This window comes from Metabacillus mangrovi (assembly GCF_009711125.1).
In the GTDB taxonomy this organism is placed as follows: domain Bacteria; phylum Bacillota; class Bacilli; order Bacillales; family Bacillaceae; genus Metabacillus_B; species Metabacillus_B mangrovi.
This window is the reverse complement of the sequence record NZ_WMIB01000018.1, coordinates 45,178-69,950: the sequence shown is the minus strand read 5'-3', so window position 1 is coordinate 69,950 and position 24,773 is coordinate 45,178. Positions and strand designations below refer to the sequence as shown.

General features: G+C 45.5%; 22 protein-coding genes, 1 tRNA gene, 1 rRNA gene and 1 riboswitch. Of the genes, 7 read left to right on the top strand and 17 right to left on the bottom strand.

Annotation, left to right across the window (positions count from 1 at the left end; genetic code table 11):
- Nucleotides 1-75, bottom strand: a 16S ribosomal RNA gene (locus GKZ89_RS15540); the annotation flags it as partial.
- A 229-nt stretch (nucleotides 76-304) separates the two neighbouring features.
- Nucleotides 305-610 (bottom strand): MGMT family protein, encoded by a 306-nt coding sequence (locus GKZ89_RS15535; protein WP_155113322.1) that lies wholly within the window; start codon nucleotides 608-610, stop codon nucleotides 305-307.
- A 163-nt stretch (nucleotides 611-773) separates the two neighbouring features.
- Nucleotides 774-874, top strand: a riboswitch (TPP riboswitch).
- Between the two features lie 97 nt (nucleotides 875-971).
- Here GKZ89_RS15535 and thiT point away from each other — a divergent pair.
- On the top strand, nucleotides 972-1,559 hold the full coding sequence (gene thiT, locus GKZ89_RS15530; protein ID WP_155113321.1) for an energy-coupled thiamine transporter ThiT: 588 nt from the start codon (nucleotides 972-974) through the stop codon (nucleotides 1,557-1,559).
- Nucleotides 1,560-1,561: 2 nt separating this feature from the next.
- On the opposite strand, the gene GKZ89_RS15525 is transcribed toward thiT, so the two are convergent.
- Together GKZ89_RS15525 and GKZ89_RS15520 are read right to left on the bottom strand one after the other, a co-directional pair.
- Entirely contained in the window at nucleotides 1,562-2,182 is a 621-nt protein-coding gene (locus GKZ89_RS15525) for a class D sortase (RefSeq protein ID WP_241680285.1), read from the bottom strand.
- Between the two features lie 2 nt (nucleotides 2,183-2,184).
- Nucleotides 2,185-3,366, bottom strand: a complete 1,182-nt coding sequence (locus tag GKZ89_RS15520; RefSeq protein WP_155113320.1) for a processed acidic surface protein — start codon at nucleotides 3,364-3,366, stop codon at nucleotides 2,185-2,187.
- A 156-nt stretch (nucleotides 3,367-3,522) separates the two neighbouring features.
- On the opposite strand from GKZ89_RS15520, the gene GKZ89_RS15515 reads away from it, so the two are divergent.
- Nucleotides 3,523-3,714, top strand: a complete 192-nt coding sequence (locus tag GKZ89_RS15515; protein ID WP_155113319.1) for a hypothetical protein — start codon at nucleotides 3,523-3,525, stop codon at nucleotides 3,712-3,714.
- Between the two features lie 86 nt (nucleotides 3,715-3,800).
- On the opposite strand, the gene GKZ89_RS15510 is transcribed toward GKZ89_RS15515, so the two are convergent.
- Nucleotides 3,801-4,331 (bottom strand): GNAT family N-acetyltransferase, encoded by a 531-nt coding sequence (locus GKZ89_RS15510; RefSeq protein WP_338324938.1) that lies wholly within the window; start codon nucleotides 4,329-4,331, stop codon nucleotides 3,801-3,803.
- A 1-nt stretch (nucleotide 4,332) separates the two neighbouring features.
- Nucleotides 4,333-5,304 carry a DMT family transporter gene (locus GKZ89_RS15505; protein ID WP_155113318.1) on the bottom strand — a complete coding sequence of 324 codons (972 nt, stop codon included), beginning with the start codon at nucleotides 5,302-5,304 and terminating at the stop codon, nucleotides 4,333-4,335.
- A 109-nt stretch (nucleotides 5,305-5,413) separates the two neighbouring features.
- Here GKZ89_RS15505 and GKZ89_RS15500 point away from each other — a divergent pair, with 109 nt between their 5' ends.
- Together GKZ89_RS15500 and GKZ89_RS15495 are read left to right on the top strand one after the other, a co-directional pair.
- Nucleotides 5,414-7,033, top strand: coding sequence for an AMP-binding protein (locus GKZ89_RS15500; protein WP_155113317.1), 1,620 nt, complete (start codon nucleotides 5,414-5,416; stop codon nucleotides 7,031-7,033).
- A gap of 59 nt (nucleotides 7,034-7,092) precedes the next feature.
- Nucleotides 7,093-7,587, top strand: a complete 495-nt coding sequence (locus tag GKZ89_RS15495) for a DinB family protein (protein ID WP_155113316.1) — start codon at nucleotides 7,093-7,095, stop codon at nucleotides 7,585-7,587.
- Between the two features lie 155 nt (nucleotides 7,588-7,742).
- Here the strand turns inward: GKZ89_RS15495 and GKZ89_RS15490 are convergent, their stop codons facing one another.
- Nucleotides 7,743-8,087, bottom strand: a complete 345-nt coding sequence (locus GKZ89_RS15490) for a hypothetical protein (protein ID WP_155113315.1) — start codon at nucleotides 8,085-8,087, stop codon at nucleotides 7,743-7,745.
- A gap of 198 nt (nucleotides 8,088-8,285) precedes the next feature.
- Here GKZ89_RS15490 and GKZ89_RS15485 point away from each other — a divergent pair.
- A tRNA-Ala gene (locus GKZ89_RS15485) sits at nucleotides 8,286-8,358 on the top strand.
- Nucleotides 8,359-8,405: 47 nt separating this feature from the next.
- On the opposite strand, the gene GKZ89_RS15480 is transcribed toward GKZ89_RS15485, so the two are convergent.
- Nucleotides 8,406-9,386: a L,D-transpeptidase family protein gene (locus tag GKZ89_RS15480; protein WP_241680284.1), complete on the bottom strand. Its 981-nt coding sequence runs from the start codon at nucleotides 9,384-9,386 to the stop codon at nucleotides 8,406-8,408.
- Between the two features lie 217 nt (nucleotides 9,387-9,603).
- Here GKZ89_RS15480 and GKZ89_RS15475 point away from each other — a divergent pair, with 217 nt between their 5' ends.
- Nucleotides 9,604-11,994, top strand: coding sequence for a penicillin acylase family protein (locus GKZ89_RS15475; RefSeq protein ID WP_155113314.1), 2,391 nt, complete (start codon nucleotides 9,604-9,606; stop codon nucleotides 11,992-11,994).
- Between the two features lie 38 nt (nucleotides 11,995-12,032).
- On the opposite strand, the gene GKZ89_RS15470 is transcribed toward GKZ89_RS15475, so the two are convergent.
- Nucleotides 12,033-13,268: a DUF5068 domain-containing protein gene (locus tag GKZ89_RS15470; protein ID WP_155113313.1), complete on the bottom strand. Its 1,236-nt coding sequence runs from the start codon at nucleotides 13,266-13,268 to the stop codon at nucleotides 12,033-12,035.
- Nucleotides 13,269-13,571: 303 nt separating this feature from the next.
- On the opposite strand from GKZ89_RS15470, the gene GKZ89_RS15465 reads away from it, so the two are divergent.
- Nucleotides 13,572-15,632, top strand: coding sequence for a molybdopterin-dependent oxidoreductase (locus GKZ89_RS15465; RefSeq protein ID WP_155113312.1), 2,061 nt, complete (start codon nucleotides 13,572-13,574; stop codon nucleotides 15,630-15,632).
- 767 nt (nucleotides 15,633-16,399) lie between these two features.
- Here GKZ89_RS15465 and GKZ89_RS15460 read toward each other — a convergent pair.
- The 8 genes from GKZ89_RS15460 to GKZ89_RS15425 form a co-directional block, all read right to left on the bottom strand.
- The gene (locus tag GKZ89_RS15460) at nucleotides 16,400-16,936 is read right to left on the bottom strand and encodes a helical membrane plugin domain-containing protein (protein WP_155113311.1); all 537 of its coding nucleotides are present in this window, start codon (nucleotides 16,934-16,936) and stop codon (nucleotides 16,400-16,402) included.
- Entirely contained in the window at nucleotides 16,929-19,886 is a 2,958-nt protein-coding gene (gene fdhF, locus GKZ89_RS15455) for a formate dehydrogenase subunit alpha (protein WP_155113310.1), read from the bottom strand. Before fdhF ends, GKZ89_RS15460 begins: the two co-directional genes overlap by 8 nt.
- Before the next feature lie 113 nt (nucleotides 19,887-19,999).
- Nucleotides 20,000-20,809, bottom strand: coding sequence for a uroporphyrinogen-III synthase (locus tag GKZ89_RS15450; protein ID WP_155113309.1), 810 nt, complete (start codon nucleotides 20,807-20,809; stop codon nucleotides 20,000-20,002).
- Entirely contained in the window at nucleotides 20,796-21,305 is a 510-nt protein-coding gene (locus GKZ89_RS15445) for an STAS domain-containing protein (RefSeq protein WP_155113308.1), read from the bottom strand. Before GKZ89_RS15445 ends, GKZ89_RS15450 begins: the two co-directional genes overlap by 14 nt.
- A 313-nt stretch (nucleotides 21,306-21,618) precedes the next feature.
- Nucleotides 21,619-22,857, bottom strand: coding sequence for a methyl-accepting chemotaxis protein (locus GKZ89_RS15440; RefSeq protein ID WP_155113307.1), 1,239 nt, complete (start codon nucleotides 22,855-22,857; stop codon nucleotides 21,619-21,621).
- Nucleotides 22,858-22,868: 11 nt separating this feature from the next.
- Complete coding sequence (locus GKZ89_RS15435) at nucleotides 22,869-23,102, bottom strand: hypothetical protein (RefSeq protein WP_155113306.1); 234 nt, start codon at nucleotides 23,100-23,102, stop codon at nucleotides 22,869-22,871.
- A gap of 66 nt (nucleotides 23,103-23,168) precedes the next feature.
- Nucleotides 23,169-23,936, bottom strand: a complete 768-nt coding sequence (locus GKZ89_RS15430) for an SDR family NAD(P)-dependent oxidoreductase (RefSeq protein ID WP_155113305.1) — start codon at nucleotides 23,934-23,936, stop codon at nucleotides 23,169-23,171.
- 104 nt (nucleotides 23,937-24,040) lie between these two features.
- Entirely contained in the window at nucleotides 24,041-24,664 is a 624-nt protein-coding gene (locus GKZ89_RS15425; protein ID WP_155113304.1) for a DUF3267 domain-containing protein, read from the bottom strand.
- Between the last annotated feature and the right edge of the window lie 109 nt (nucleotides 24,665-24,773).

Here is a 24,773-nt window from a genome sequence, read left to right as displayed (position 1 = left end):
AGAGATCCGCTCGACTTGCATGTATTAGGCACGCCGCCAGCGTTCGTCCTGAGCCAGGATCAAACTCTCCAAAAAGTAGTTTGACTAGCTCTTGTTTAAAACTTTAGAATTAACGTTGGCACTTCGATTTGTTCAGTTTTCAAAGATCATTTTCTTCAACCGCTTCGTTAGCGGCTTTAATAATATAACACGCCTTTAGACAACAGTCAACAACTTTTTTAAATCTTCCTAAAAAAGCTATTCTAATTATTTTTGGGGCAAGAAGTAATATAGCACGTTTTGTCCTTTTACTGCAATAGTTTTTTTAAAAGCTGTACCGGTATTTTTCAATCGCGATGCACGGTCCTTCTTCTATTTCAATTCCTTCATCTGCCAGCAGCTTAAGCTGCCATTCCAAAGCAGACTGATCTTTTATAGAAAGCTCACCGTTCCTGCTCACCACCCTGTGCCATGGCAGATCGTATTTTCCGCTCATTGAATGAAGAATTCTGGCAACCTGCCTGGCACCTCTGGGGGCTCCTGCTGCAGCAGCAATCTGACCGTACGACATGACTCTTCCTTCCGGTATACTTTTTATGATGGAGATTGCTTTCACAGTAAATGATTCCAAGAGATATGCTCCTTTCAGCTGCATGCTTTTCTTTTTCCTTCTATCCTTATATGAAACGAATAAGTGGAAGCAGAGAATGCATCCTCTAAATCATAAAAGAAAAATTAAACGTTGTCGAAATTTGGTTGATAGTGTATAGTGAAAATAATTAAATAATTCGGTATTCGACCACAAGGGGAGCCTTCGGCTGAGAATGAACGTTCTGTTCTAGACCCTTTGAACCTGTTAGTTAATGCTTGCGTAGGGATGTGGCTTGATCGTTTATTATGTGATCAAAGCAGTGTGTGGAAGCAAGTGAGCATTCCCCGCATTGCTTTTTTTATTTCTCTTGTGCCGGTACTGAAATGAGAAGGGGATACTATTGAAAAACAAAGATCTGCTATTCCTCACTGAAACAGCCATTTTAACTGCCCTGGCAGTTATTCTGGAAATGCTATCCGGCTTTTTCATTAAAATGCCGCAGGGAGGATCACTTTCACTCGGGATGATCCCGATTTTTATTATGTCGTTTCGCTGGGGCCTGAAAGGCGGTTTATTGACAGGATTGCTGACTGGAATCCTGCACCCGATTGTGATGCCTCCTGTTATTGTCCACTATGCACAAGCACTTCTCGACTACCCGCTCCCTTACATGCTTGCAGGGATGAGCGGAGTTTTATCCGGGTGGGTGCACAGGAGCTTATCACAAGCTAAATGGAACACACTCATGGCTGTTTTTGCCGCTGCAGCGATTGGTTCCATTTTACGCTCAGCCTCACACATATTATCCGGAGTCATTTTTTTCGGTTCATACGCACCGAAAGGAACACCTGTCTTTACGTACTCTTTCATCTATAACACAACATGGATGCTGCCGACATGGATCATCGCTTCCTTTGCAGTATGGCTCATCCTTCTTAAATCACCGCGCGTTATAAAGAGCAGCCGCAAAAAAACCGTAAGCTTATAAGCTTACGGTTTTTCTGTCTTAATTAAATTGGCGACAAGCACATATCGTTCTGGAGCTGATCCGATAAAATTAAATGGATAGCAGGTGGACACTGTCAGAGTGGCTCTTGGCTTCGGCACGATAACCGTCCGGTCGTCTTCTTCCACAATCCTGACTTTCCTTACCTTATACGTAAAGCGGCCCGCTGATGTTTTGACGATCAGCAGATCATCAACTCCCACTTTGCCCAGCTCCCGGAACACAGTGTCGCGATGACCGGAAAGAACTGAGTTGTCTTTTTCCCCGGGGAGAACTGACTGGGCAAAGTGCCCTACCCCTCTTTCCAGTTCATCTTCATCTGTTCCGTGGTAAATAGGCAGAGCGGCTGACAGCTTGGGAATGGTAAGCTCCCCCATCATTTCCCCTTCTTCAGGACGCTCTTTATATAATTCGGCCGGTTTGGCTTTAACTGCGGGAACAGAAACTGCCTCCACCTTGCTATCGTTTTTACTGACCTGTTCGTAGTAAAAATAAGCCTTTATCAGCGGCAGAGCGTTTGCAGTTAACACATACAATCCTGCAGCGAACAGCAGCACGGTACCAAAAAGAAGAAGCATCCGCTTCTTCTTTACTGATCTTTTCATTCTCAAGCCGATGCACGCAGCTTTCTGCTAATCAGATAAGCGGCACCCATCATTAAACCTCCAAGGATCATCCAGTCTGCATGGAAACCGGCCGTTTCCGGCATTCTGGCTCCCTTAACTGTCTTTACTGTCTTTACAGGCTTTTCCGTTTTCTCTTTAACTTGCGTAACTGCTTCTGCAGTCTGTTTTAAATCCTGCCCTGTTTCTACAATCAGGTCAGATCCGATCATTTCTGCAGTAAGTGTTAAATCCAGCAAAAATTGATTGTCCAGGTTGTACAGCTCGACCAGCAGATCTGCACCGTTGACATCTTGTATCGTCATCATCGTCTGCAGGGATAGTTCTTTTTTAATTCCATCCTTAAGGAGGTAGTATTTAGGCTGAAGCTCCAGAAGATTCATCATTTCGGAATAGATAGAAATCATTTCCTTCATATCTTCTTCAGAGATTTCATCCACTCGTTCGAAATCGCTGATGCTCATCATACGGTCTCCAAGCTCCATCAACTGGCTATCAAGATTCGGGTTTCTTTTCGATACCTCTGCCAGGTGTTCGCTTAAAACTAATAATTCCTCTTCTGTAATTCCGATTTCATCAAATACACCCTGTAATTCTTCTTCCAATCCGGGAAGTTCAATAGATGAGTAAATGGCTTCATCTAATTCTTCAATAGACTCGTAATCTTCAATTCTAAGATCATGCTCTTTTAAAAATTGATCAAATTCTGCTCTTGATTCGAAATCGTAGCTTTCCCACAATTCTCTAATCGTTTCATCATTGATTTCTGTATAGTAGTCTCCTGCTGTCTGAATGGTTTCATCCAGGAAGTTTTCAAAATAAAAAACATCCTCGATTCTCTCTCCATCAGATAAATCCCCATTTTCAATAAGCAGTTCAGTTAATTCATCTTCAGTGAGTTCATAATCTGAAAGCAGTTCCTGAAGTACTTCCTCTGACAGTCTTCTTCCGAGGTATTCCCTTAGGTCATCTACGCTTTCAAATTCCTCAAACATTGTATTTTCGTAGTTCTCCAGGTAATCTACCAGCTCAGTGTGCGTTAAACCGACTTCTTCTAAATAGGCCTTGTAACTGCTGCTTTGTACGTCAATCTTGCCTGCTGCGAGCGCTGTTTGAAAAGTAAGCACTTGAAGAAGCACAAGACACGCCGCGATTATTTTTTTCAACGCGGTATCCCCCTGTAATATTTGTAATTTATTTTATTATATAGTGAAATTTTTGTAATGTATAGTAGGTAATTTCTAAATTTTACAAGATTGTTCTATTTTTGCTAGCTGATGAATGTAATAGAGTAGAAAGAAATTTAGATGGAGGGCTCGGAAGTGAACTTCATATTCTGTTTTATGCTGGGATGTATGCTCCTTTCTGTTTTTCATTTTATGTATAGCTATAAGGAAGCCCTTAAAATCAGCAATGAGGAAGGACCCGTTTTCGGATGGGGGCTGATTTTTCATTTGCCGCTTGCTTTTATGTTTGCCATTCTCGCAAACTTATTCCACCAGCAGCTGTCATAGTGCTCCCGGCAAGCTTCCTGAAAGAGAAAAACCAAAAACCCGGAATGCTTATGGCTTCCGGGTTTTTGGTTTCTCTATTCAGTTCATCAACGGTTTCCCTGCAGAAGCATTGCTTTCAATCGCTCGAGGTCCTTCCATCCGTAGGCATATTCGGTGAATTCACCTGTGCCGATTTGGCACTGCTCCTCTCCTGCCAGTTCAGGAAAATAAGACTCGTAGAATGCACGGGAAGGATTATCTCTCAGTACCCATACGAGTGCAGAGTTCCATCCCTTTTTCAGCATATCATCTGCTGTATTCAGTAAAAGGGCGCTCCCGATTCCCTTGCGCTGTACCTCTTCTAGGATATAAATCGCATAAATCTCGCTGTCAAAGCCATATTTGCCGGTCCGCTCCCTGCCGTATCCTGAAAATCCGACAATACGCCCCTCTTCATCCTCAGCAATGATCACTTGGCTTAGATCGGCCTTTGCCCATAGCTCTCTCTTGCTCTCATATGTAATAGATTGCAGATAATCTTCATCGATCAGCCCGCGGTATGCGGTCCTCCAGCTGTCTACGTGAACCTGAGCGATTCCATTTAAATCCTGCGGGTCTGCTTTTCTGATTTTGAACACCTTACATCATCCTCTCTGGGCTCTCGGCTTCCTTTACCTTTTCTATACCCATTTTCCTTCCTTTATCATCCAAATCTTCATGATGATGATGTTCTTTCTTTTTAAAATCTCCTGATAAAAAGAGGAGGATCCCTGCAAAAATAACGAAGCTTCCCGCAGCCTGATACCAGGTGACACCTTCTCCTAAGATGAAATAAGCAAGGACGATGGCTCCTGCCGGCTCAAAAAGGATCGCTACAGAAATGGTGTTTGTGCTAATCCATTTAAGGGACCAGTTAAAAAGGGAATGACCCAGAAGGTTCGGAAAAACAGCGAGAAGCAAAAGCCACATGAGATTCTCGGAATTTCCCGGGTGAAGATTGTAAGAGAAAAAGACACAGTAAATAAAGAGAACCACTGCACTGATTCCATATACGAGGGTTGTATGCAAAATGAGCGAATGCCGTTTGCGGACATCCTGGCCGAATAGCAAGTAGACTGTAACCATCAGGCAGGCGGTCAGCGCAAGTAAATCTCCTGCAAGTGCCATTCCGCTGATCCGAAAATCCCCCCAGCTTATGATCAGGCTTCCGAAAATAGCAAGAGCTGCACTCCATATTGCCTGCCTGGAAGCCTTTTCCCCGAAGAAAAGATACGTACCGGCAAAAGCGAACAGCGGCTGCAAGGTAACAAGAACAACAGAGCTTGCAACAGATGTCAGCTCCAGCGATTCAAACCAAAGAATGAAGTGAAAGGCAAGAAATATTCCCGCAAGAGAAATCAAAATCCAATCTCTTCTTGTCATGGAACGGATTCCCGCTCCCTTCGCAGCAACAAAAAACGGAATCATCAGCAGCACGGAAAAGAACATCCGGTAAAAGGCGGTTACAGGCGCCGGAGTCACCGTCAGCCTGACCATGATGGCGGATGTTGAAACAGAAATGACTCCGATTAGTAAAGCAAGATAAGCATAAGTCTTTGGGCTTCGATTCATGTTGTTCTCCTAAGCCGTAAAAGGCGAGATTTGTAGAAGGATCGTTATTATACTATTCTGATAATGATGTATAATGAAAGCGTTAACTTTAGAGACAGGAGGAAGCTCTATGGAACCGCTAAAGCAAGTAACAATCGGCAGCATGCTTAAAGAAACAGTCCGGAAATACGGCAGCCGGGAAGCAGCTGTGTATTCTAAAGAGGGAATCCGCTATACCTATCAAGAATTCTATGAGGAAACGGAAAAAATTGCAAAAGCTCTTATGGGCCTTGGCCTCAGCAAAGGAGATCATGTGGCAGTATGGGCAACAAATGTACCTGAATGGCTTCTTCTCCAATTTGCCACTGCACGCATGGGAGCTGTCCTTGTAACAGTCAATACAAGCTACCAGATTCATGAGCTGGAATATCTGTTAAAACAGTCTGATGCGAAGGCGCTGTTTCTGATTGACGGTTTCAAGGGCACTTCCTATACCGATATGATCTCCTCTATCACATCTGTGGATGGAAATCCTCCAGCTAAACTAGAGCATCAAATCTACATAGGTACAGGACAGTCTCCTGAAAAAATGATGTCATGGAATGAATTTCTTATGCAGGCGTCTGCTGTCTCCAGTGAAGAATTGGCGCAGCGTGAGGACGGGCTGGATCAGCATGATGTAATCAATATGCAGTATACCTCAGGAACTACCGGATTTCCGAAAGGGGTCATGCTGACCCATCATAACATTGTGAACAATGGATATCTAGTTGCCTCCTCTATGAAGCTGACCTTTCAGGACCGGCTTTGCATTCCGGTGCCATTTTTCCATTGCTTCGGCTGTGTCTTAAGTACAATGGCCGCTGTTACTGTTGGTGCAGCTATGGTTCCAATCGTAGAATTCAGTCCGGACTTAGTGCTGGAAACGGTGGAAAAAGAACGATGTACGGGACTTCAGGGAGTGCCGACCATGTTTATATCTGAGCTGTCACTGGATTCTTTCCCATCTTACGATCTCTCTTCCCTTCGAACTGGTATTATGGCAGGGTCTACTTGTCCGATTGAAGTCATGAAAAAAGTGATGAATCAGATGGGGATGAATGAGATCACCATCTGTTACGGGCAGACGGAATCTTCTCCAGTCATTACCCAGACGACTACAGATGACCCAATCGAGAAAAAAGTGGAGACCGTAGGGAAAGCCCATCCCCATGTTGAGATTAAAATTATCAATCCCGCCACAGGAAAAGCAGTAAACTTAAACGAACAAGGTGAACTGTGTACAAGAGGCTACCATGTGATGAAGGGATACTATAATATGCCGGAAGCGACATCTGAAGCCATTGATTCAGAAGGCTGGCTGCATACAGGTGATCTCGCTTCAATGGATGAAGACGGATACGTGAAAATTACCGGAAGGCTGAAGGATATGATCATCCGGGGAGGAGAAAACATTTACCCTCGGGAAATCGAGGAGTTTTTATACCGCCACCCTGCCATCATAGACGTTCAGGTTATAGGCGTACCGGATGAGAAATACGGTGAAAAAGCAGCCGCCTGCATCCGGGTCAGTGAAGGGACCCTTTTAACAGAAGCAGCCATCCGGGAGTTTTGCCAGGGGCGGATCGCTTTCTATAAAATTCCGGAGTACTGTTTTTTCGTAGAAGAGTACCCCATGACTGCTTCGGGCAAGATTCAAAAGTTCAAACTCAGGGAGCAGGCGCTTGGCTGGATAAAAGAAAGGGTATAACGTTCTGTGAACCAATTATCAATAGAAGACATCGTGCAGGGAAAGAGGAGGAATCGGATATGTTTGATCATATGCAGCAGGTAAGAGAAGATTTGCTTAACACGGTAAACAGTATAACAAATGAGCAGTTCAATACGAAACCGGCTCCTGATGAGTGGAGCATCGGACAAGTGATGGATCATCTTCAAAAGATAGAGCATGCCGTCCTTACCAATTTGAAAAAGTCGATTCAGTTTGCCGAAGAAAAAACAATCGAGGAGAAACAGCTCGCTGTCGTAACGGACCGATCACATAAAGTGGATGCGCCGGAGTATACCGTACCCGGGCCGGTTCCAATTGACCGTATTGAGGCAGAAACTGCATTAGAGGAAGCCAGACGAAATCTAAACCATTTCGCACAGCTGCTCGCAGAAGATTTTGACCTTTCCAGCAAAGCTCTAAAGCATCCTGTCCTGGGGGAGCTTTCCATTAAGCAATGGATTGAATTTGTCGGCTATCATGAAGAACGACACCTTCTCCAAATACATGAAATAAAAGAGCGTATCGGAGCATAACTGCTCAGTACGTCTTATACAAAAACAGGGAAATGGAGAAAGCGTGTTTTCCTGTTTTTGTTTCCTGCAGAAAAGACCAAAGCAGCGGGCCTTGTCCATTTCATTTAAGCGGGCAGCTCAGTTTGGGATGTAAAAGCGGATACAGACGAGCACATTCACTTTATTTCAAGCAGTTTCACAGTTCCTGTCATTCGGTTTACAGAGTACGTCAGCTCTTCGGCACCTGATGCAGCCGTCCCGTCTTCCACCCAGGATGCCCGGCATATGTATTCACGGTTATTTTCAACTACAAACGTAGCACCTGCCTCCTGTTTGCCACCTCTTTTCAGATGATCGACAACAAGCAAAAGGGCTTCATCCTTTGTTACTTCCTGATCAGCCAGCACCTCATGCTGCAGTGCAGACTTAAAACCGGCTGCATTACTCAGCTCTTCCCCAAAAAACTCACAAATCATAAACACAGCCAGTCCCGCTGCCAGCACCGCTTTTACTATCTTCATGCTTTATGCCCCCCGCTCATTCTCACTATTTAGATTATCGGTTCAAATAGATCAGGAATAAAGTATGCGAATGTAAATTGATTGTAAAAATTGAAAAGCCGGTCTTTTAGATCGCCCATTCGAAATTTTAAAATACATGTTGACTTTTTCCGAAAAAACATTATGATATATATTATGCACTAACGAAAGAAATATTACGGGGGCTTAGCTCAGCTGGGAGAGCGTTTGGCTGGCAGCCAAAAGGTCAGCGGTTCGATCCCGCTAGTCTCCATCTCAAAAAACACCCTTGCATCAGCAAGGGTGTTTTTTTGTTTTCATTTATTTCAAAAGGGATCTCTTCGTTGCCGGTCCCACTAAGCCATCTACGGCAAGGCCCCGGGCTTTCTGAAAGGCTTTTACCGCTTTTTCCGTGTTCGGACCGAAGATTCCATCTGCTCCCCGGGTACTGTATCCTTTCGCCGTAAGCCTTTGCTGCAGCTCTTTTACTGCAGCGCCCTTGCTGCCTCTTTTTAATAGACCGCTGTTCATAAGTGAGGATCCTGACTGCGGAGGAGCTGACTTGTTTAACGCACTCCAAGTTGCAGGTCCTGCGATGCCATCTACAGTAAGTCCTCTGCTTTTTTGAAATGCACGGACCGCGCGATCTGTGGCAGACCCGAAGATTCCGTCTATTCCTCCCGGACTGAAGCCGCTGCTCGTTAATTTCCTCTGAAGCTGTGCAACTGCTTCTCCTTGGCTGCCCTTCTTCAGCGTCACCCCTGCATAATCGGGATTGCCTCCCGGCTTCGTACTATATCCATAGGCTTTCGCAATCGCATCAAATGATTTACCGGAGCTTGTAATGATGACTGCTGTATGGATTGGAACCTGTTCAAAAAGCCACTCAACCTCATTATCGTACATTCTGACACAGCCGCTGCTCACATATCCTCCAATGGATGCCGGATTGTTGTTGCCGTGTATCCCATAGGTTGATCCGGATGTTCCTCTGGCATTAAAGCCCATCCAACGGTTTCCGAGCGGATTTCTCGGATCTCCCCCCGGGATGTTTCCGGTGTAGTAGGGTCTGTTCACAATCTTCTGGACGATCCTGAATTTCCCCTCAGGCGTCAGTGACTGGCTTCTTCCGGTTCCGACTTTAAATACTCGCTTCAGCTGGCTGTTTTCGTAATATGCCAGCTTGTTTGAAGACTTATTAATGATGATAAACTTTGATGATGCTGCAGATGCATTTGGTATTCCCGCCCAGAAGAACAGAAGAAATACACTGCAAATCCCAATAAGCCATTTCTTCAGCAAAGATTTCGACCCCCGTTCAAAGTTTTAAACATTTATACTTATGCGGGAGCTGGATCGAAAAGTTCCAATTTTACCAATCCAATTTTAAAAATGGTAACAGGAAACACTCCTATCCTTTAATAAGTGGTAAAATTCTGAAAATAGTACGTGCTAACCTTCTTCTAATGCTATATAACTAAACTATAGAGATGTAAAAAAAATGGAGGGGGGCCTGGTCATGCAAACAAATACACAGCCTGAAATTAAGAAAAAGCGGCCATTCAGAAAATGGCTGCTTATCAGCATTTCAATTCCGGTTTTGATTTTGCTGTCGGCTGTCATTTTTGTAAACGTTTACACAGACAGGAGTCTGCCTAAGGTTTCCGGTGAAACACAAATTGCGGGATTGCCGAATGAAACAGTGGTAACCAGAGATCAGGAAGGCGTTCCTCATATTAACGCTGAAACGGAACAGGATCTGTATATGGCTCAAGGATATGTACAGGCACAGGACCGGCTGTTTCAAATGGATTTAAGCCGCCGTCAGGCATCAGGAATGCTAAGCGAAGTTGTAGGGGAAGCGACCGTTGACAGAGACAAGTTTTTCAGGACCCTCGGCTTGCGAAGGGCAGCTGAAGCATCCATAGAAACTTATGATCAAGAAGCACTTGATGTTCTTCAATGGTTCGCTGATGGAGTGAACGCCTACATGGATGAAGCAAAGAAAGAGGAAAAGCTTTCTCCCGAGTTCACCCTGCTCGGGTATGAGCCCGAAAAATGGACTCCAATTGATTCCCTGACGATTGGGAAATACATGGCGTTTGACTTAGGCGGTCATTGGCAGGGGCAGGCCTTCCGATACTGGGCAGCAGACTCCCTGACAAAGGAAGAAGCAATGGAACTTTACCCAAGCTATCCTAAAAATGCTCCTGAAATTCTCTCCTCTTATGAAAACCTGGATCTGGATGTTAAGAAGTCGTTTGCAAATGCCGTTCTCCCCCGTGAGTTCAATGGAAGCAACAACTGGGTCGTCAGCGGGGAAAAAACAGCAAGCGGCAAACCGCTTTTAGCGGATGACCCGCATCTCGGTCTTGCCACTCCTTCCATCTGGTATCAAATGCATCTCACTTCCAAGGAGCAAAATGTAAGCGGAGTGATTTTTGCAGGCGTCCCTGGCATCATCCTCGGACATAATGAGAAAATCGCCTGGGGTGTAACCAATACGGGGCCTGATGTCCAGGACCTGTATATTGAAAAGCGGAACCCGGATCACCCTGAGCAGTTCCTTTATAATGGAAAATGGGAAAAGGCTCAGCTGATCGAAGAACCCATTAAGGTGAAGGGGATGGAGACCATCCCTTATAAAGTGACCGAAACACGCCACGGTCCCGTAATCTCCGAATTTTCTCATGATAAGAAAAAGGATACGGTCCTGGCCATGAAATGGACCGCACTCATGCCAAGCACAGAACTTCAGGCAGTCCTTCAGATGAACCGGGCAGAGGATTGGCCCTCTTTTGAGAAAGCTCTGGAGGATTTCCATGTTCCGACCCAGAATTTTGTTTTTGCAGGAACGGACGGAACCATCGCCTATAAAGCAAATGGAAAAATTCCGATCCGGAAAAAGGGAGATGGAATGCTCCCTGTACCCGGCTGGACGGATGAATATGAATGGACCGGTTTTATCCCATGGGAAGAATTGCCCCGGAGCACCAATCCGGAAGAAGGATATCTCGCAACTGCAAACAATAAAGTGATCGATGACTCCTATCCCTATCACATCAGCCATCACTGGGCACAGCCGTACCGCTATATGAGAATAGCAGAATTTCTGGAATCCAAAGACAAGCTGACACCTGATGATATGATGAAGCTGCAGATGGACCAGAAAAATCTGTATGCAAAAGAATTTGCACCGGAGTTCCTCAGTAAAGCAAAAGAAATGGATCTGACGAAGGAGGAAGAAGAAGCACTGGACTTATTGAGGAGCTGGAATTACGAGGATGATCCAGGAAGCGGGGCCCCTCTTCTCTTCCACCTCTGGATGAAAGAAATACCAAAGGTGCTTTATTCTGATAAGATCCCGGAAGAAATGGATGAATTATTTGAAGGAAAAGCACAAATTACGGATGAGCTGCTGAGAAAAGCGTTAGCTGGAAAGCGGTCTGTCTGGATTGAAAACAAAGGCGGGCTTCCATCCGTTTTAAAGACATCATTAAAAAACACATTGGCGAGGATCAAAAAGGACTTCGGAAACGACCCGGAAAAATGGAAATGGGGAGCGTATCATCAGGTTTATTTTGAGCATCCCCTCTCCTCTGCCTCCCCTGTTCTCGAATGGGCGTTTAACCGTCAAAAACCGCTCGCTGCCGGGGGCAGCCAGGTAACCGTGCAGGCAGCTGCCTACGAGGAAAACGGGATTACTGACCACGGAGCACCATGGCGCTTTGTCGCCGACTTATCAGATCTGTCCAAAGCGTACCACAGCAACAGCCCCGGCCAGTCCGGACATGTTAAAAGCAAGTGGTATGACAATCAGCTGAAAAACTGGGTGGATGGCGTTTTCCATGAGACCACGTTGAACAACACCCTTAAGAATGGCGACAGGCTGGTTTTAAAGCCAAAATAGAAAAGCAGCCGGATCAATGAATCCGGCTGCTTTGCTTTTTAGTTTTTCGGCAGTTCGATTTCAACATATGCCTGTTTCTGATCGAACAAGTACTCTGTCTTGTCATTCATTAATGGTCCAAATTTAAAGGACAGCTGATCGAGAATGCCAAACTCATCTTTGTTGAACAGGTAAACGCCCATCCGCTCCGCACTCTCGCCCGGCTGAATAACATCCGGCTGATCTTTTGGTCCAAGACCGGATTCAAGGGAAACAGAAAGCTCATCCTCGGCCATCCCCGTGTTGGAGTCCTCCAGGCTGATCGGTGTCTTGGACTGATTTTCCACTTTGAATTTCAAAGAAATGGCCACCATTTCTTCATCAAAATTCTTAAACTGCTCTTTAAAGGCGTCCCGTATTTTAAGATCCGTATACTGGTAGGAGAGCACGGTAGCCTTTACCCCTTCCAGCGTCACGGATTGATTATAGCTTTCATTTTCAAGGATCATCGTCTTCTCAGCTATATTTTCCATGGTCAGTCTGTCCTGATAAAAATCAGCTTGTCCGCCGGCAGTTTTTCCTTCCTCATCACTGTAAGGAAATTCAAAGATTTTCTCTTTTAAAAGTCCGCCTGACATGTCTTCATTAGGAGAAGCACCTGCTTCAAGAATAAACTTCGGCGGTACATCCCCCAGCATTTCGTATTGCTCCTCCGTCATATCAAACGTAATGAATCCTGTTATTTTCTCACCTGGAGCAAATTTACCAATCCCTTCCTTCTTGGAACTGATTTTGTCCTCGTCGCGGATATAGTCTGAAGTACTGGAATAAATGTTGCTATAGACATCTGTCGTGCCGATGGCAGCTGTACTGTTATAATGGATGACCTGATCGCTCTTGTTCTCAACGGTCATTCTGGCTGTTACGACATAGCCTGAGTCCTGGCCGTCAAAGCGGATTCGGCTATCTTCCTTGATTCCGGTTACCTTTACGATCTGATATTCATCTGCACTTACTTTAAACCCTGGTGCTTCGTTTACAAAACCAGCTTTTTTATTTGTATAAATAACTTCTGCTTTTCCTTCGGTTTCTTCTTCAATATATGTATTCATGATTGAACCATTACCGGATGCTCCCTCTTTATCAGACTCTTCCTTTTTTTCAGCCGGTTTTTCCTCCGCTGCAGCTGCCTTTTCTTCTTTTTTCTCTCCTGTTGTTTTTTCACTGCTTCCGCATGCTCCCAGAATCAGTCCCAGAGATGCAAAAATAGAAAGAAGCACAAATTTCTTTTTCATTCCATCACTACCTTTGTCAAATATTTGGCACAAAAACGATTATAAAGGATTTTCAAGCTTAGGAGGTTGTTTTTCCAAATAATCCAAATAAAGGTGCTGATGGACTATGCCTTAAAAACCAACTGCTCCTCATTCTTTTTAACTCCATTTATACGTTTCTTTCCATTTTCCGTGCTTTTTCGCCATTATTCTCCTCCTTTTGCCCCTAGATCGGAAAGTGACTTTCTGCACCTGTCTTTTTTCCCTTCGCAACCGGGAGCTGTAATCGATTAGAATAGAGGCATATGGACTGGGGGGGTAAGGATGAAAAGCTACATCGATCAGAAGGATGGAATCGTTAAGTCGGTTTGCTCTCTTGATTGTCCGGATCAGTGCGGCCTGCTTATACATAAAGAGAACGGCAGAATTTCAAAAATAGAAGGTGATCCGGATCATCCGGTAACAAGAGGGAGTATTTGCAATAAAGTGCGGCATATGGGTGAGCGGCTCTATGATCCTAAAAGACTCGTCTATCCTATGAAGCGGACGGGGAAAAAAGGGGAAGGACAATTTGAGAGGATCAGCTGGGAGGAAGCCGTTCATTTAATCCACTCCCGCTGGAAGAGTCTCATTGAAGAAGAAGGCCCTGAAAGCATTTTGCCATACAGCTTTTATGGCAACATGGGGCTACTTAATGCAGAAGGCATGGACAGGCGTTTCTTTCATCAGCTTGGCGCCAGCCGGCTGGACCGGGCCATCTGCAATGCAGCAGGCTCTGCCGGCTACAACTATACGATGGGCGGAAGCTTCGGGACAGATCCGGAGGATACCATCCACTCGAAACTGATTATTTTGTGGGGGATCAATGCAGTCAGTACGAACATGCACCAAATGACACTTGCCCTGAAAGCCCGGAAGAACGGGGCGAAGATTGTCGTTATTGATGTCCATAACAATCAGACCGGGAGGATGGCGGATTGGTTCATCCCCATCCTCCCTGGAACCGACAGTGCCCTTGCGCTTGGGATGATGCACATCCTTTTTGAAAAGAAATTTACGGTGCCCGAGTTTCTGGAATCCTGGACGACCGGCCACGAGGAACTGAGGAAGCATGTCCGACAATATGACCCTGATACTGTTTCTGCTATTACAGGCGTTCCCCGCGAAGACCTTTATCAGCTCGCGAGGATGTACGGAGAAATCTCCCCATCTTTTATCCGGATCGGCAATGGACTGCAGCATCATGATAATGGCGGAATGGCAGTCAGAACGATTGCTTGCCTCCCTGCTCTGACTGGACAGTGGCTTCATAAGGGCGGCGGGGCGCTAAAAGGAAATTCAGGATTTCTTCAGCACGATGAGGCTGCTCTCACACGGCCGGATTTGCTTCAAAATAAACAGACAAGAACGATCAATATGAATGAAATCGGCCGCAGCCTTTTGGAGCAGGACCCGCCGATCCGCTCATTGTTCGTGTACGGCAGCAATCCCGCCATCGTAGCTCCGGAGGGGAATAAAGTAAGAAAAGGCCTTTTAAGAGATGATCTTTTTACAGTCGTGCATGATTTGTTTTTAACTGAAACGGCAGCTTATGCAGATCTTGTGCTTCCTGCCTCATCTTCTTTTGAAAACATGGATTTTTATACATCCTATTGGCATCACTACATGCAGCTTCAGGTTCCGGTCGTTGAAAAATACGGAGAGTCCAAATCAAACGTGGAGGTGTTTCGCCTGCTCGCTAAAGCCTTTGATATGGATCCAGAGATCTTCGGTGCAGAGGAGGAAGAATTGATCCGGCAGGCCGTTGATGATTCGCCGAATCCATATATAAAAGAGATCACGTTTGAAAGACTCCTCCGTGAACATTACGTCAGGGCGGCCGTTAAGCCCTTATTTCCTGGAAAATTGCCGACCCCAAGCGGAAAAATAGAATTGTATTCAGAACAGATGGCAGAAGCCGGCCTTCCACCGCTGCCTGTCTATACTCCTCTGGTCGAAGATGACAGCTATCCGTTTTTATTTGTGCCTGGGCCCAACCACAGTTTTATGAACTCTACATTCAGCTCAAGCGAAAAGCACCTTCGTTTAGAGAAGAGTCCTAAGCTTTATCTAAATGAGGCAGATGCCGAAAGGCTCAGCATTTCGAATGGAGACAGTGTGAGAGTATGGAATGACAGAGGGGAATGTGAGCTTGCTGCAGCACCCGGCCCAAATGTGCTTCCCGGTGTGCTTGTTACTCAGGGCTTGTGGGCTGATACTCCTTCCGGAGCCAAATTCCACGTTAATGCCCTCACTCCTGACCGGCTTGCTGATATGGGCGGCGGTGCCGTCTTTTTCTCAGGGAGGGTAAACGCCGAGAGAGTCGGAAAAGCAGCAGAAAAATAGACTGGATTTCTGTTTTCTTCATTCAATAAAGAGGGGGAAATAGCTCCGGCATGTGCTTTTTTAGTAGTTATAGAGATAATAGTGATCCGAACAGCCATCACTATTGCAGGTGAAATGAAGTCTGCCAGAATTTATCGGTCAAATTCCGAATATATCGGTCGAAATTATATAACAGCCGCCGAGACCGAAACTTTCCGAACCGGTCTCAGATGAAGCTATTTGGGCTGATATCTCGCCTATTTGAACGCTTTCGGTCTCCAGAGCCGTTATTTAGCGGATGCGGGGCAATTATAGGCATAAATACAGCGAATAGCTGCCGCTGAGACCGAAACTGTGCTCTAACCCGCCAATTTGACGGAAATAACGGCCGCTGAGACCGAAACTTTCGGAACCGGTCTCAGATGACGCTATTTGAGCTGATATTCGCGTATTTCAACGCTTTCGGTCTCCAGAGCCGTTATTTATCGGATGCGGGGCAATTTCAGGCATAAATACAGCAAATAGCTGCCGCTGAGACCAAAACTGTGCTCTAACCCGCCAATTTGACGGAAATAACGGCCACTGAGACCGAAACTTTCGGAACCGGTCTGTGATATAGTCAAATTCCTAATCTATCAGTCATAATCCCGATATATCAGTTACACCCCTATAATATCTCAGTCAAAATTATGTCTATCGTCCAAAACAGGGCCGCAACGAACTGCTGCTGCAATCATACAGAACAGGAAAAACCACCCGGCCGGGGTGGTTTTTTCCATGTTCCCTATTCAATTATTCTCCCCGCGGTCTACCCGTTCATGGGCTTCCTGCGGTTTGTTTTTTTCTTTATGCTCTGTTTCCTCCCCCATTCCCTTCAGGAAGGTAAACAGGAGGGTTACTGCCCGGTTGATTTCCGGATCTTTTAAAGAGCGGACTATGTCAAAGTAGCCTGTTTTCCGATCGGTATCTTTCTCCTTTGCTACCCTTTCGACGCCGTTGTTCACTTTCAGCATCAGCGGCTCAAGTTCCCGCACATTAATGGTACCGAGCATTCCCATCATAAGCAGCAGATTTTTCATAGCGTTCGCGTTTTCAGGAGTATCAATTGCTTTGACTAGCACCTGAAGCACTTTATCCCCTTGTCCGAACAGTCCGTTCAGAAGCGGCAGCACTCCCTTGTTCTGCATGTGCTGCATAAGCTTTAACGATTCAAGAATCGCCTCTTTATTCTGGACTAATGCATCTTCTACTTCTCTTAGATCCCGCTGCCGCTTTTCCTCATCACTCAGCTCAAACCGTTTAATAGTGGTGGTTGCCTTAGCCATTATGCTTCCGCTCCTTTTTCACCAGATCACCGGGGAAGGTATAATCCTTGCGTGCCCATTTCCTTTCAACTTCCACCCCTCGCTGCGGCTGTGGATTTCCGTTGCGGTGGTTATTTCTTGGAAGAGGGTCGATTCCTTCCGTTTCCAGTACTTCAAGCTTTGCTTTTACTTCTTTATAGGCCGGTGTATCGGTGTCCTTATCTGCGTGGCTGCTTGTCAAAAGGTTGATGGCGGCTTCTCCATTATCATTCATAGGAAGGTATACTTCCTTTCCGCGGACCCGGTCGGTCACATGTGCTTGAACTTTCACCTGGCCATACGGTGATACAAGTCTGATAAGCGAACCGGTCTTGAAACCTTTCTCTTCTGCAAGAGCCGCAGATACTTCAAGGAAGGTGCGCGGTGTTTTGCTTGTGATGCCTTTTGACTGATAGGTCATATTCCCTTCATGGAAATGCTCCAGCAAACGGCCGTTATTCACATGTATGTCATAGTCCGGTTCATAGGTAACCGGAGCCGTCCATTCCACTGGCACAAGCCTTGCTTTGCCATCAGGGAAAGGGAAGCCGTCTGTAAACAGGAGCGGTGTATCTGTACCATCTTCCGCAACCGGCCACTGGAGGCTTTTGTATCCTTCCAGCCTGTCATAGTTCACGCCTGCGAAAAGCGGTGCAAGCTGAGCGGCTTCTGCCATAATCTCACTCGGATGATCATACTTCCAATCCGCTCCGAGCCGGTTGGCAATCTCTGTGATGATTTTCCAATCCGGTTTCGATTCACCCAGCGGTTCAAGCACCTGATAAAGGCGCTGAATTCTTCTTTCCGTATTCGTAAAGGTTCCTTCCTTTTCAAGACTTGGACTTGCAGGCAAAACAACGTCTGCGAATTGCGCAGTCCGCGTGAAGAAAATATCCTGGACCACGAAGAAATCCAGCTTTTCATAGGCTGCATGGACGTGATTCATATTAGAATCCACTACGCCCATATCCTCCCCTTTTAAGTACATCGCTTTTAGGGTTCCTCTATGAATTCCCTCAATCATTTGATGGTTGTTTAAGCCCGGCTCCGCAGGGAGCTTCACTCCCCAGCCTTTTTCATATTTCGCTCGCACTGCCGGATCCGTCACTCTTTCATAAGAAGGAAAACGGTCAGGCATGCTCCCGAAGTCACTTGCTCCCTGAACATTGTTATGTCCGCGAAGCGGATAAGTGCCGGCTCCCGGCTTCGCATAATTACCGGTAATCAGGAGCAGGTTTGAGATCGCGGTGCTCGTGTCGCTGCCTCCCAGATGCTGGGTAACACCCATCGCCCACAGTGCACATACCGTTTCTGCTTCATGAATCATTTCAGCAATTTTGATTAAATCCTCTTTGGCGATTCCTGTTGCCTCTGCGGCATAATCCATTGTATATGGCTCAAGGCTGCGGACATAATCCGTCAGGCCGTTTACTTTTTCATCAAGGAAACTTTGATCTGCCCAGCCTTTATCCACAATGTACTTCGTTACAGCAGACAGCCAGACAATATCCGATCCAGGATTTGGCTTAACAAATAAGTCTGAACGCTCTGCCATTTCATGTTTTCTTAAATCGGCTACAATCAGCTTCTGCTTATGAAGCTTGTGGGAACGCTTAATCCTTGTAGCAAGAACGGGATGAGATTCAGAGGTGTTGGAGCCTATCACCAAAATCAGTTCGGATTGCTCGATGTCTTTTATGCCGCCTGAATCGCCGCCATGTCCAACTGTACGGAACAGCCCCATCGTCGCAGGCGTCTGGCAGTAGCGGGAACAGTTATCGATATTGTTTGTTCCGATGACGGCTCTGCCAAGCTTCTGCATCAAATACGATTCTTCATTCGTACATTTGGATGAGCTAATAAAGCTTAGAGCGTCCGGACCATGTTCCTCTTTGATTCCTTTGAATTTACTCGCAATCAGGTTCAGAGCTTCTTCCCATTCAGCTTCCCGGAATCCGTCTCCTTCTCTGATCAACGGTTTTTTCAAGCGTTCTTCACTGTTCACAAAATCCCAGCCGAATTTTCCTTTCACACAGGTAGAAATGCCATTTGCCGGTGCTTCCTGCTGCGGTTCTATTTTCAGGATTTCGCGGTCTTTCGTCCATACGTCAAAACTGCATCCTACTCCGCAATACGTACAAACCGTCTTGGTTTTCTTGATTCGTTCATTCCGCATTTCGGATTCCATATCCGATATGGTCAATATAGAACCATAGCCTGTTTCAACGTTCTTCGTGATTTCAATCATCGGTCTTAAGGTATCCTTCGGGATTCCTGTCATATACCCGGCTTCGCCTTCCATTCCTTTTTCCATCATCGCGTTGCAAGGGCACACGGTTGAACAATGCCCGCAGGAAACGCAGGAGGATTCATTGATCGGAACATCGTTGTCCCAGATTACCCTCGGTCTGTCTCTCTCCCAGTCGATCGTTAACGTCTCGGTTACCTGCACATTTTGGCAAGCCTCCACGCATCTTCCGCAAAGGATGCACTGGTCAGGATCATACCTGTAAAAGGGGTGGGAATTGTCCACCGGATCCGGCTTCGGTGAAAAAGGGATGCTCTGATGATTGATTTTCATTTCTTTTACTGTGTTATGTACCTCACATCCGCCGTTGTTATAATCGCATACTGTGCAATAAAGTTCATGATTTTTCAGAATTTTATCCATCGCGATCACTTGGGCTTCTTTTACTGATTTTGAGGAAGTATCAATGTGATCCCCCTCTGCTATTGGAGTGGAACACGAACGGACGAATTCTCCGTTTACAAGTACGAGACACGTATCGCATGTTTCAATTGGGCCAAGGCTCGGGTGATAGCATACACTGGGGATATCAATAGATGAGTCATTAAGAAGGTTCAAAATCGTCTGGTTTTCTTTTGCTTTTGATTCGATTCCATTGATCGTCACGTTAAAGGTGCTTGACAATTCTTCTCTTCCCTTCTGCTTAGCATAATCTGAATAAGTACTACTTTTTTCCTTTCCCTAACTTGCCGCCACTAAACGTTTTCATAAAAAAAACAGCCGCTCAGGCTGTCTTTTCATCGCTTCTGTTCATAGTACTTTACAAGTTCCACCAGTGCACTGCCCATCCGCTCCCGTTCAGGTGACAGTACGTGAGGGATGCCCTCATCGAGCAAGGTCTGAGCTGTCACTTTTCCTACGGCAAGTACTGCAATGTCCTTTGTGAATGCATCAATAACCTGTTCTGCAGCTCCTTTTCTTCGGGCAAATTCCATAAGGAATCGGCCCTGGGGCTTGCTGGTGAAGTAGACAGCATCTATTTCCCGGCCGGTAATCTCCTTCAGCAGCTGGTCCATGGTTTCTTCCTCCGGTTCGATATGGAGGTATGGCTCAATCTCATAACGTTCTGCACTCTGCCCGTCCAGAAACGCTGCAAGCTTTGGGGCTTTTTCTCCATGGAGCTGGATTGCCACTCTTTCATTAGTCAGATCAAACTTCTCCATCTGTCTGATCAGCCCGTCCATGCTCCCATCCTCATCCCGTGCAGCCGGAACTGCCCCGATTTTCGAAGTGAATTGAGCAGTTTTATAGCCTCTGATTCCTATGGAAAGCTTTTTCAGTTCTTCTATGTAGCGGGCTTCTTCCCCCATTTCCTGTGCTTTTTTCAGCATGGCTTCAGCTCCCATGCCGGTGGTGAGAATCAGCCATGTAAAGGATCCGTTCAGGATCAGCCTGACATCTTTTTCGAGCTGCTCATCATTTAAGAAAACAGTACCCTGGGATGGCCGGTGAATAAAGGTGCCTCCATAGTTTTCAATCATTTTTTTTATTTCATCTGCTTTTCTCTGACCGGCAAACACAATCTTTTTCCCGTTAAGCTTTTTCATCCTGATCCTCCAGTACCATAGCAGTAAACGACATACCGCTCTGGTTCATTAAATATTGCAGCGCTGCCCTGAATGTTGAGAATGCTTTTACGTTTTTCACAAAATCCGATCCGGACATGATGAGCATCCGGGAAATAGACGGCCGAAATCCTACGTACAGGACCTGGACACCCATAATATTCAATGTCGCAGTTACGTTCTCTATATATCTTCCAAAAACGTCTACTTCACCAATTTCCTTTTCTGATATAGCGGTGAAGTCGACTACAGCGGTACTTACTGAATTGGAATGGGCATAATCAGTCAGCTTGGCTGTTATGACTTCAAAGCGGCCGGGATCCAGCATCCCGGTTATGGGAACCAATATGGTTTCCGGTATGATGGAAGGAATAATTGGAGCAGATAAGTCTTTAATCAGCTGCTCACATTCTGCAAGCTTTTCTTTAAGGTTTCGATTTTCTGCTATTAATCGGCTGATGTCCTGCGGTTCCCCCATCACACTTCACCTCTTTTTCTATTATTTTCTATAATGCAGTTCGCTGCTTCTTAAAGGAAGCAGCTGAACAGGTGTGTTTTTGTCAGCATCTTTACTATAGTATAAAGCCTGCAAGGAAGCAAAAAGGGCCACACTCCTCCAAGAAGTTTCGATTAATTTTCCCGCTTGGGAGGAAGGTATGGGAATCCGCTTAAAGAGAAGCGGGAAAGGCGGTGTCCGGGCGCCAGCAGGAACGCAGCCGGCTGCCACAGAGCACTCCATGAAAAAGAGAACCGTTTTCGAAACGATTCCCTTTGTAAGTCAATCAACGTTTTCAGCTGACTTTATAGCGATCAAGAATTTCCTTCGCCTTCATGGAAGTATCATTCATAAGGCTTGAGATTTTCGCACTGTCATTCGTGAACGTTTCAACGGAAGCGTTCATTTCTTCAAGTCCTGCGCTTGATTGTTCTATGATTGCAGCAAGCTCGGAAGTCGATTTTTCAATTTCAGAGCTGTTCTCTGCCACATGGCTGCACACTTCCTCTGCTGCAGAAAAATCTTCATACATCCTTCTAATCCTCGTTTTTAACGTTTCAAAATAATTTCCTACTTCATTCGAGGATCCGAGGACGTGCCGGATTTTACTGCCGCTTTCCTCCATCTTTTTAAGTGTCAGGGAATTATCCTGATTCACCTGCATGAGATTTGCCGTGATGCTTTCTGCTGTCCGATTCGTCATTTCTGCCAGCTTGCGGATTTCTTCCGCAACAACAGAGAAGCCTTTTCCTGCATCCCCTGCTCTTGCCGCTTCAATTGATGCATTGAGAGCGAGCAAGTTGGTTTGTTCCGATATTTGTTTGATGCTGTTGGAAAACGTATTTGTTTCCTTAACCTTTTCGCTGAGCTCCTGAAATGACTGGTTTAAATCTGTGATGGTCTCTTGAATATCCATCATATCTTTTGTAAAGTGGCTGACTTTTTGTTCTCCTTCAGCCGTAATTCCCTGAGTTTTTTCTGCTTCGGACAAAAGGGTCTGAATCTGATCAATGAAGGCAAGCAGCTTTTCATGAGATACAGAAGTATTTTGTGAGATGCTTGAGATCTGTTCTGCCTGCTGATAGCTTCCCGCTGCGATTTCGTTCAGGCTTGCTTTCATATCGCCCTGTGCCTGCAGGTTGCTCTGAATCCTTTCCCCGGAAACGGCTACACTGTTCAGGATATGTGTCATGTTGCTGCTGAGCTGGCTCGCTTTTTCCTTTTCCTGTTCTGCAGCTGCCTCCGTATCAAGCACAAGCTGACGAATCATTTCAGCCTGCTTTTTATTCAAATGAATCAGCACACCGAGGACTGCTCCGGAGAGGACATAAGCCAGTAGAATGGTTCCAATGTTTTCCTGAATGCTCGCTGCTTCCTTCGTTCCAAAAACTGCGTTTAAAATTAAAGTAGCCAGACCAAGGAGATACCCGATGGCAAAAACCGGCCGGCTGAATTGTACAACCGCAAAGATGGCCAGGAAAAAGGTCACAATCGTGACAGTCCAGCCGCCTCCTGCCGCAAAAATGCCTGCCATGGTGAAGAGGTTTACGAGCACGACGTTACGTAGGGGAAGAGGATGGTTTTCTTAAGCAGTTTTTGAGAAACAATAAAGGCCGCAGTAAAAAGCAGCAGTTCAATTGAAAATAAAAGGATCGTTTCTATTTCTTTTGCACCTAAAGATTTTAATAGTGCCAACACAAGTGAAATGGTAAAGGACACATACATCAGCACATTCTTCTTGCGGATGTCTGCATCGAGCATTTGCTGAACTTTCTCCATGGTAATCCCCCGTTTTATCTGTTAATCAATGAAAAACCGGACAGAGATTCCTGCCCGGCCTCTTTGTTACGGTCTTATATCTGACTTGAATACGGAAAAACCGTCATCTGCCATGACGACTGTTCCATTCAGGGAGCGTGCTTCATCTGTTGCCAGGAAAGCTACAACAGATGCGATTTCTTCCGGTTCAATCAGTTTTCTTGTAAGCTGCTGCTTCTCCATATACTCAAGCAGGCCGGCATCCCTGTATCCTTGAACAATCTTCGTGTTTACTGCAGCAGGACCCACACCCACCACTCGGATTCCATAAGGTGCGAGCTCCAATGCACCATGCTTTGTAAGCATGACAACAGCTCCCTTTGCTGCCTGATATCCCGCGATGCCGAGTGTGCCGACAAATCCGAAAACAGAAGCGTTGTTAATGATTACGCCCTTCGTGTTCAATTCTTTCATTTTCCTTGCTGCGGCAAGCATTCCATAAAACACGCCGTGCTGATTTACATCCACCACTTTGTGATAATCTTCCGGAGAATGATCCAGGAACGGCTTGTTCAGACCGATTCCAGCGTTATTAAACATAATGTGGATGTTGCCGAATGTTTCAACAGCAAAGTCGATCAAAGCTTCCATTTCTTCAAACTTCGTCACATCTGTTTTAAAGAAACTTGCCTCTCCGCCGTTTTGCTTTATTTCCTGTACAAGGGCTTCTCCAAGCGCTGAATTGATATCGGAGACAACGACCTTTGAACCTTCCTTGGCGAGCCTGATGGATGTTTCGCGGCCAATTCCTTCTGCTCCGCCTGTTACAACACTTACTTTATCCAATAATCTCATGTTTCGGCCTCCCTGATTTAACTGCTACATTTCCTTTTTCGGCTGATATGGGGAAAATTTGAAGAGCATCTGAAAACTTTTCTTTCACTGAAAGAGAATATTCATTATTTTTCTATAGCATCCCTGCATCTCCAAAACGTTTTCATTCCATTCGAAATTAGCTGTCCATCAGCAGGGACCTGGCTTGCAGCCAGCAGAAAAACGAGTGCATCTACAGAGGAAGCAAGCGAATGGATCAGCAGAACGATTTTCATCTGGGTATTAAACAGACCGAAGATTCCTGCCAGTACCGGCAGAATAATTGAAAGAATGAGATAAGGAGCTGCAGTTATGAGCAGAAACCTGTGCTTACTGATTACTTCCTCCGTATAAACAAAGCCGCCGAAAAAAGTGAATCCGAGATAGGTACGTTCAGAGCTGAAAAAACGGGGAATGAAAATTAAATGAATGAGTTCATGAACGATGATGATCACTAGCACATAGAAAATAGCTTCAAAATGAATAGTAAACGTAAAGCCTTCTTCACCCAAGCCAAAATCTTCAAGTGTAAACGGGGAGAACAGGGAGATGACCAAGAATGTAAGAAGTGTGGTAAGGAACATAAAGGGGAAAGACTGAAGGATGGCCGAGGAAAGAGTTACGGGTTCTTTCAGCGGAATCCAACCTTCTTTAAAAAGCAATTCATGCTTGCTGCTGCTTCCTTTAGGGAATTTAAAAACGATCTTCATATGGATGATCCGCCTCCTTTTTTCCTGATTTTAACATGAAGAAGCGGATTTTTCGGGATATTTCCATAAAAATGCTTCATGACGGTGTATGATTAAAATTCTCTTTCTA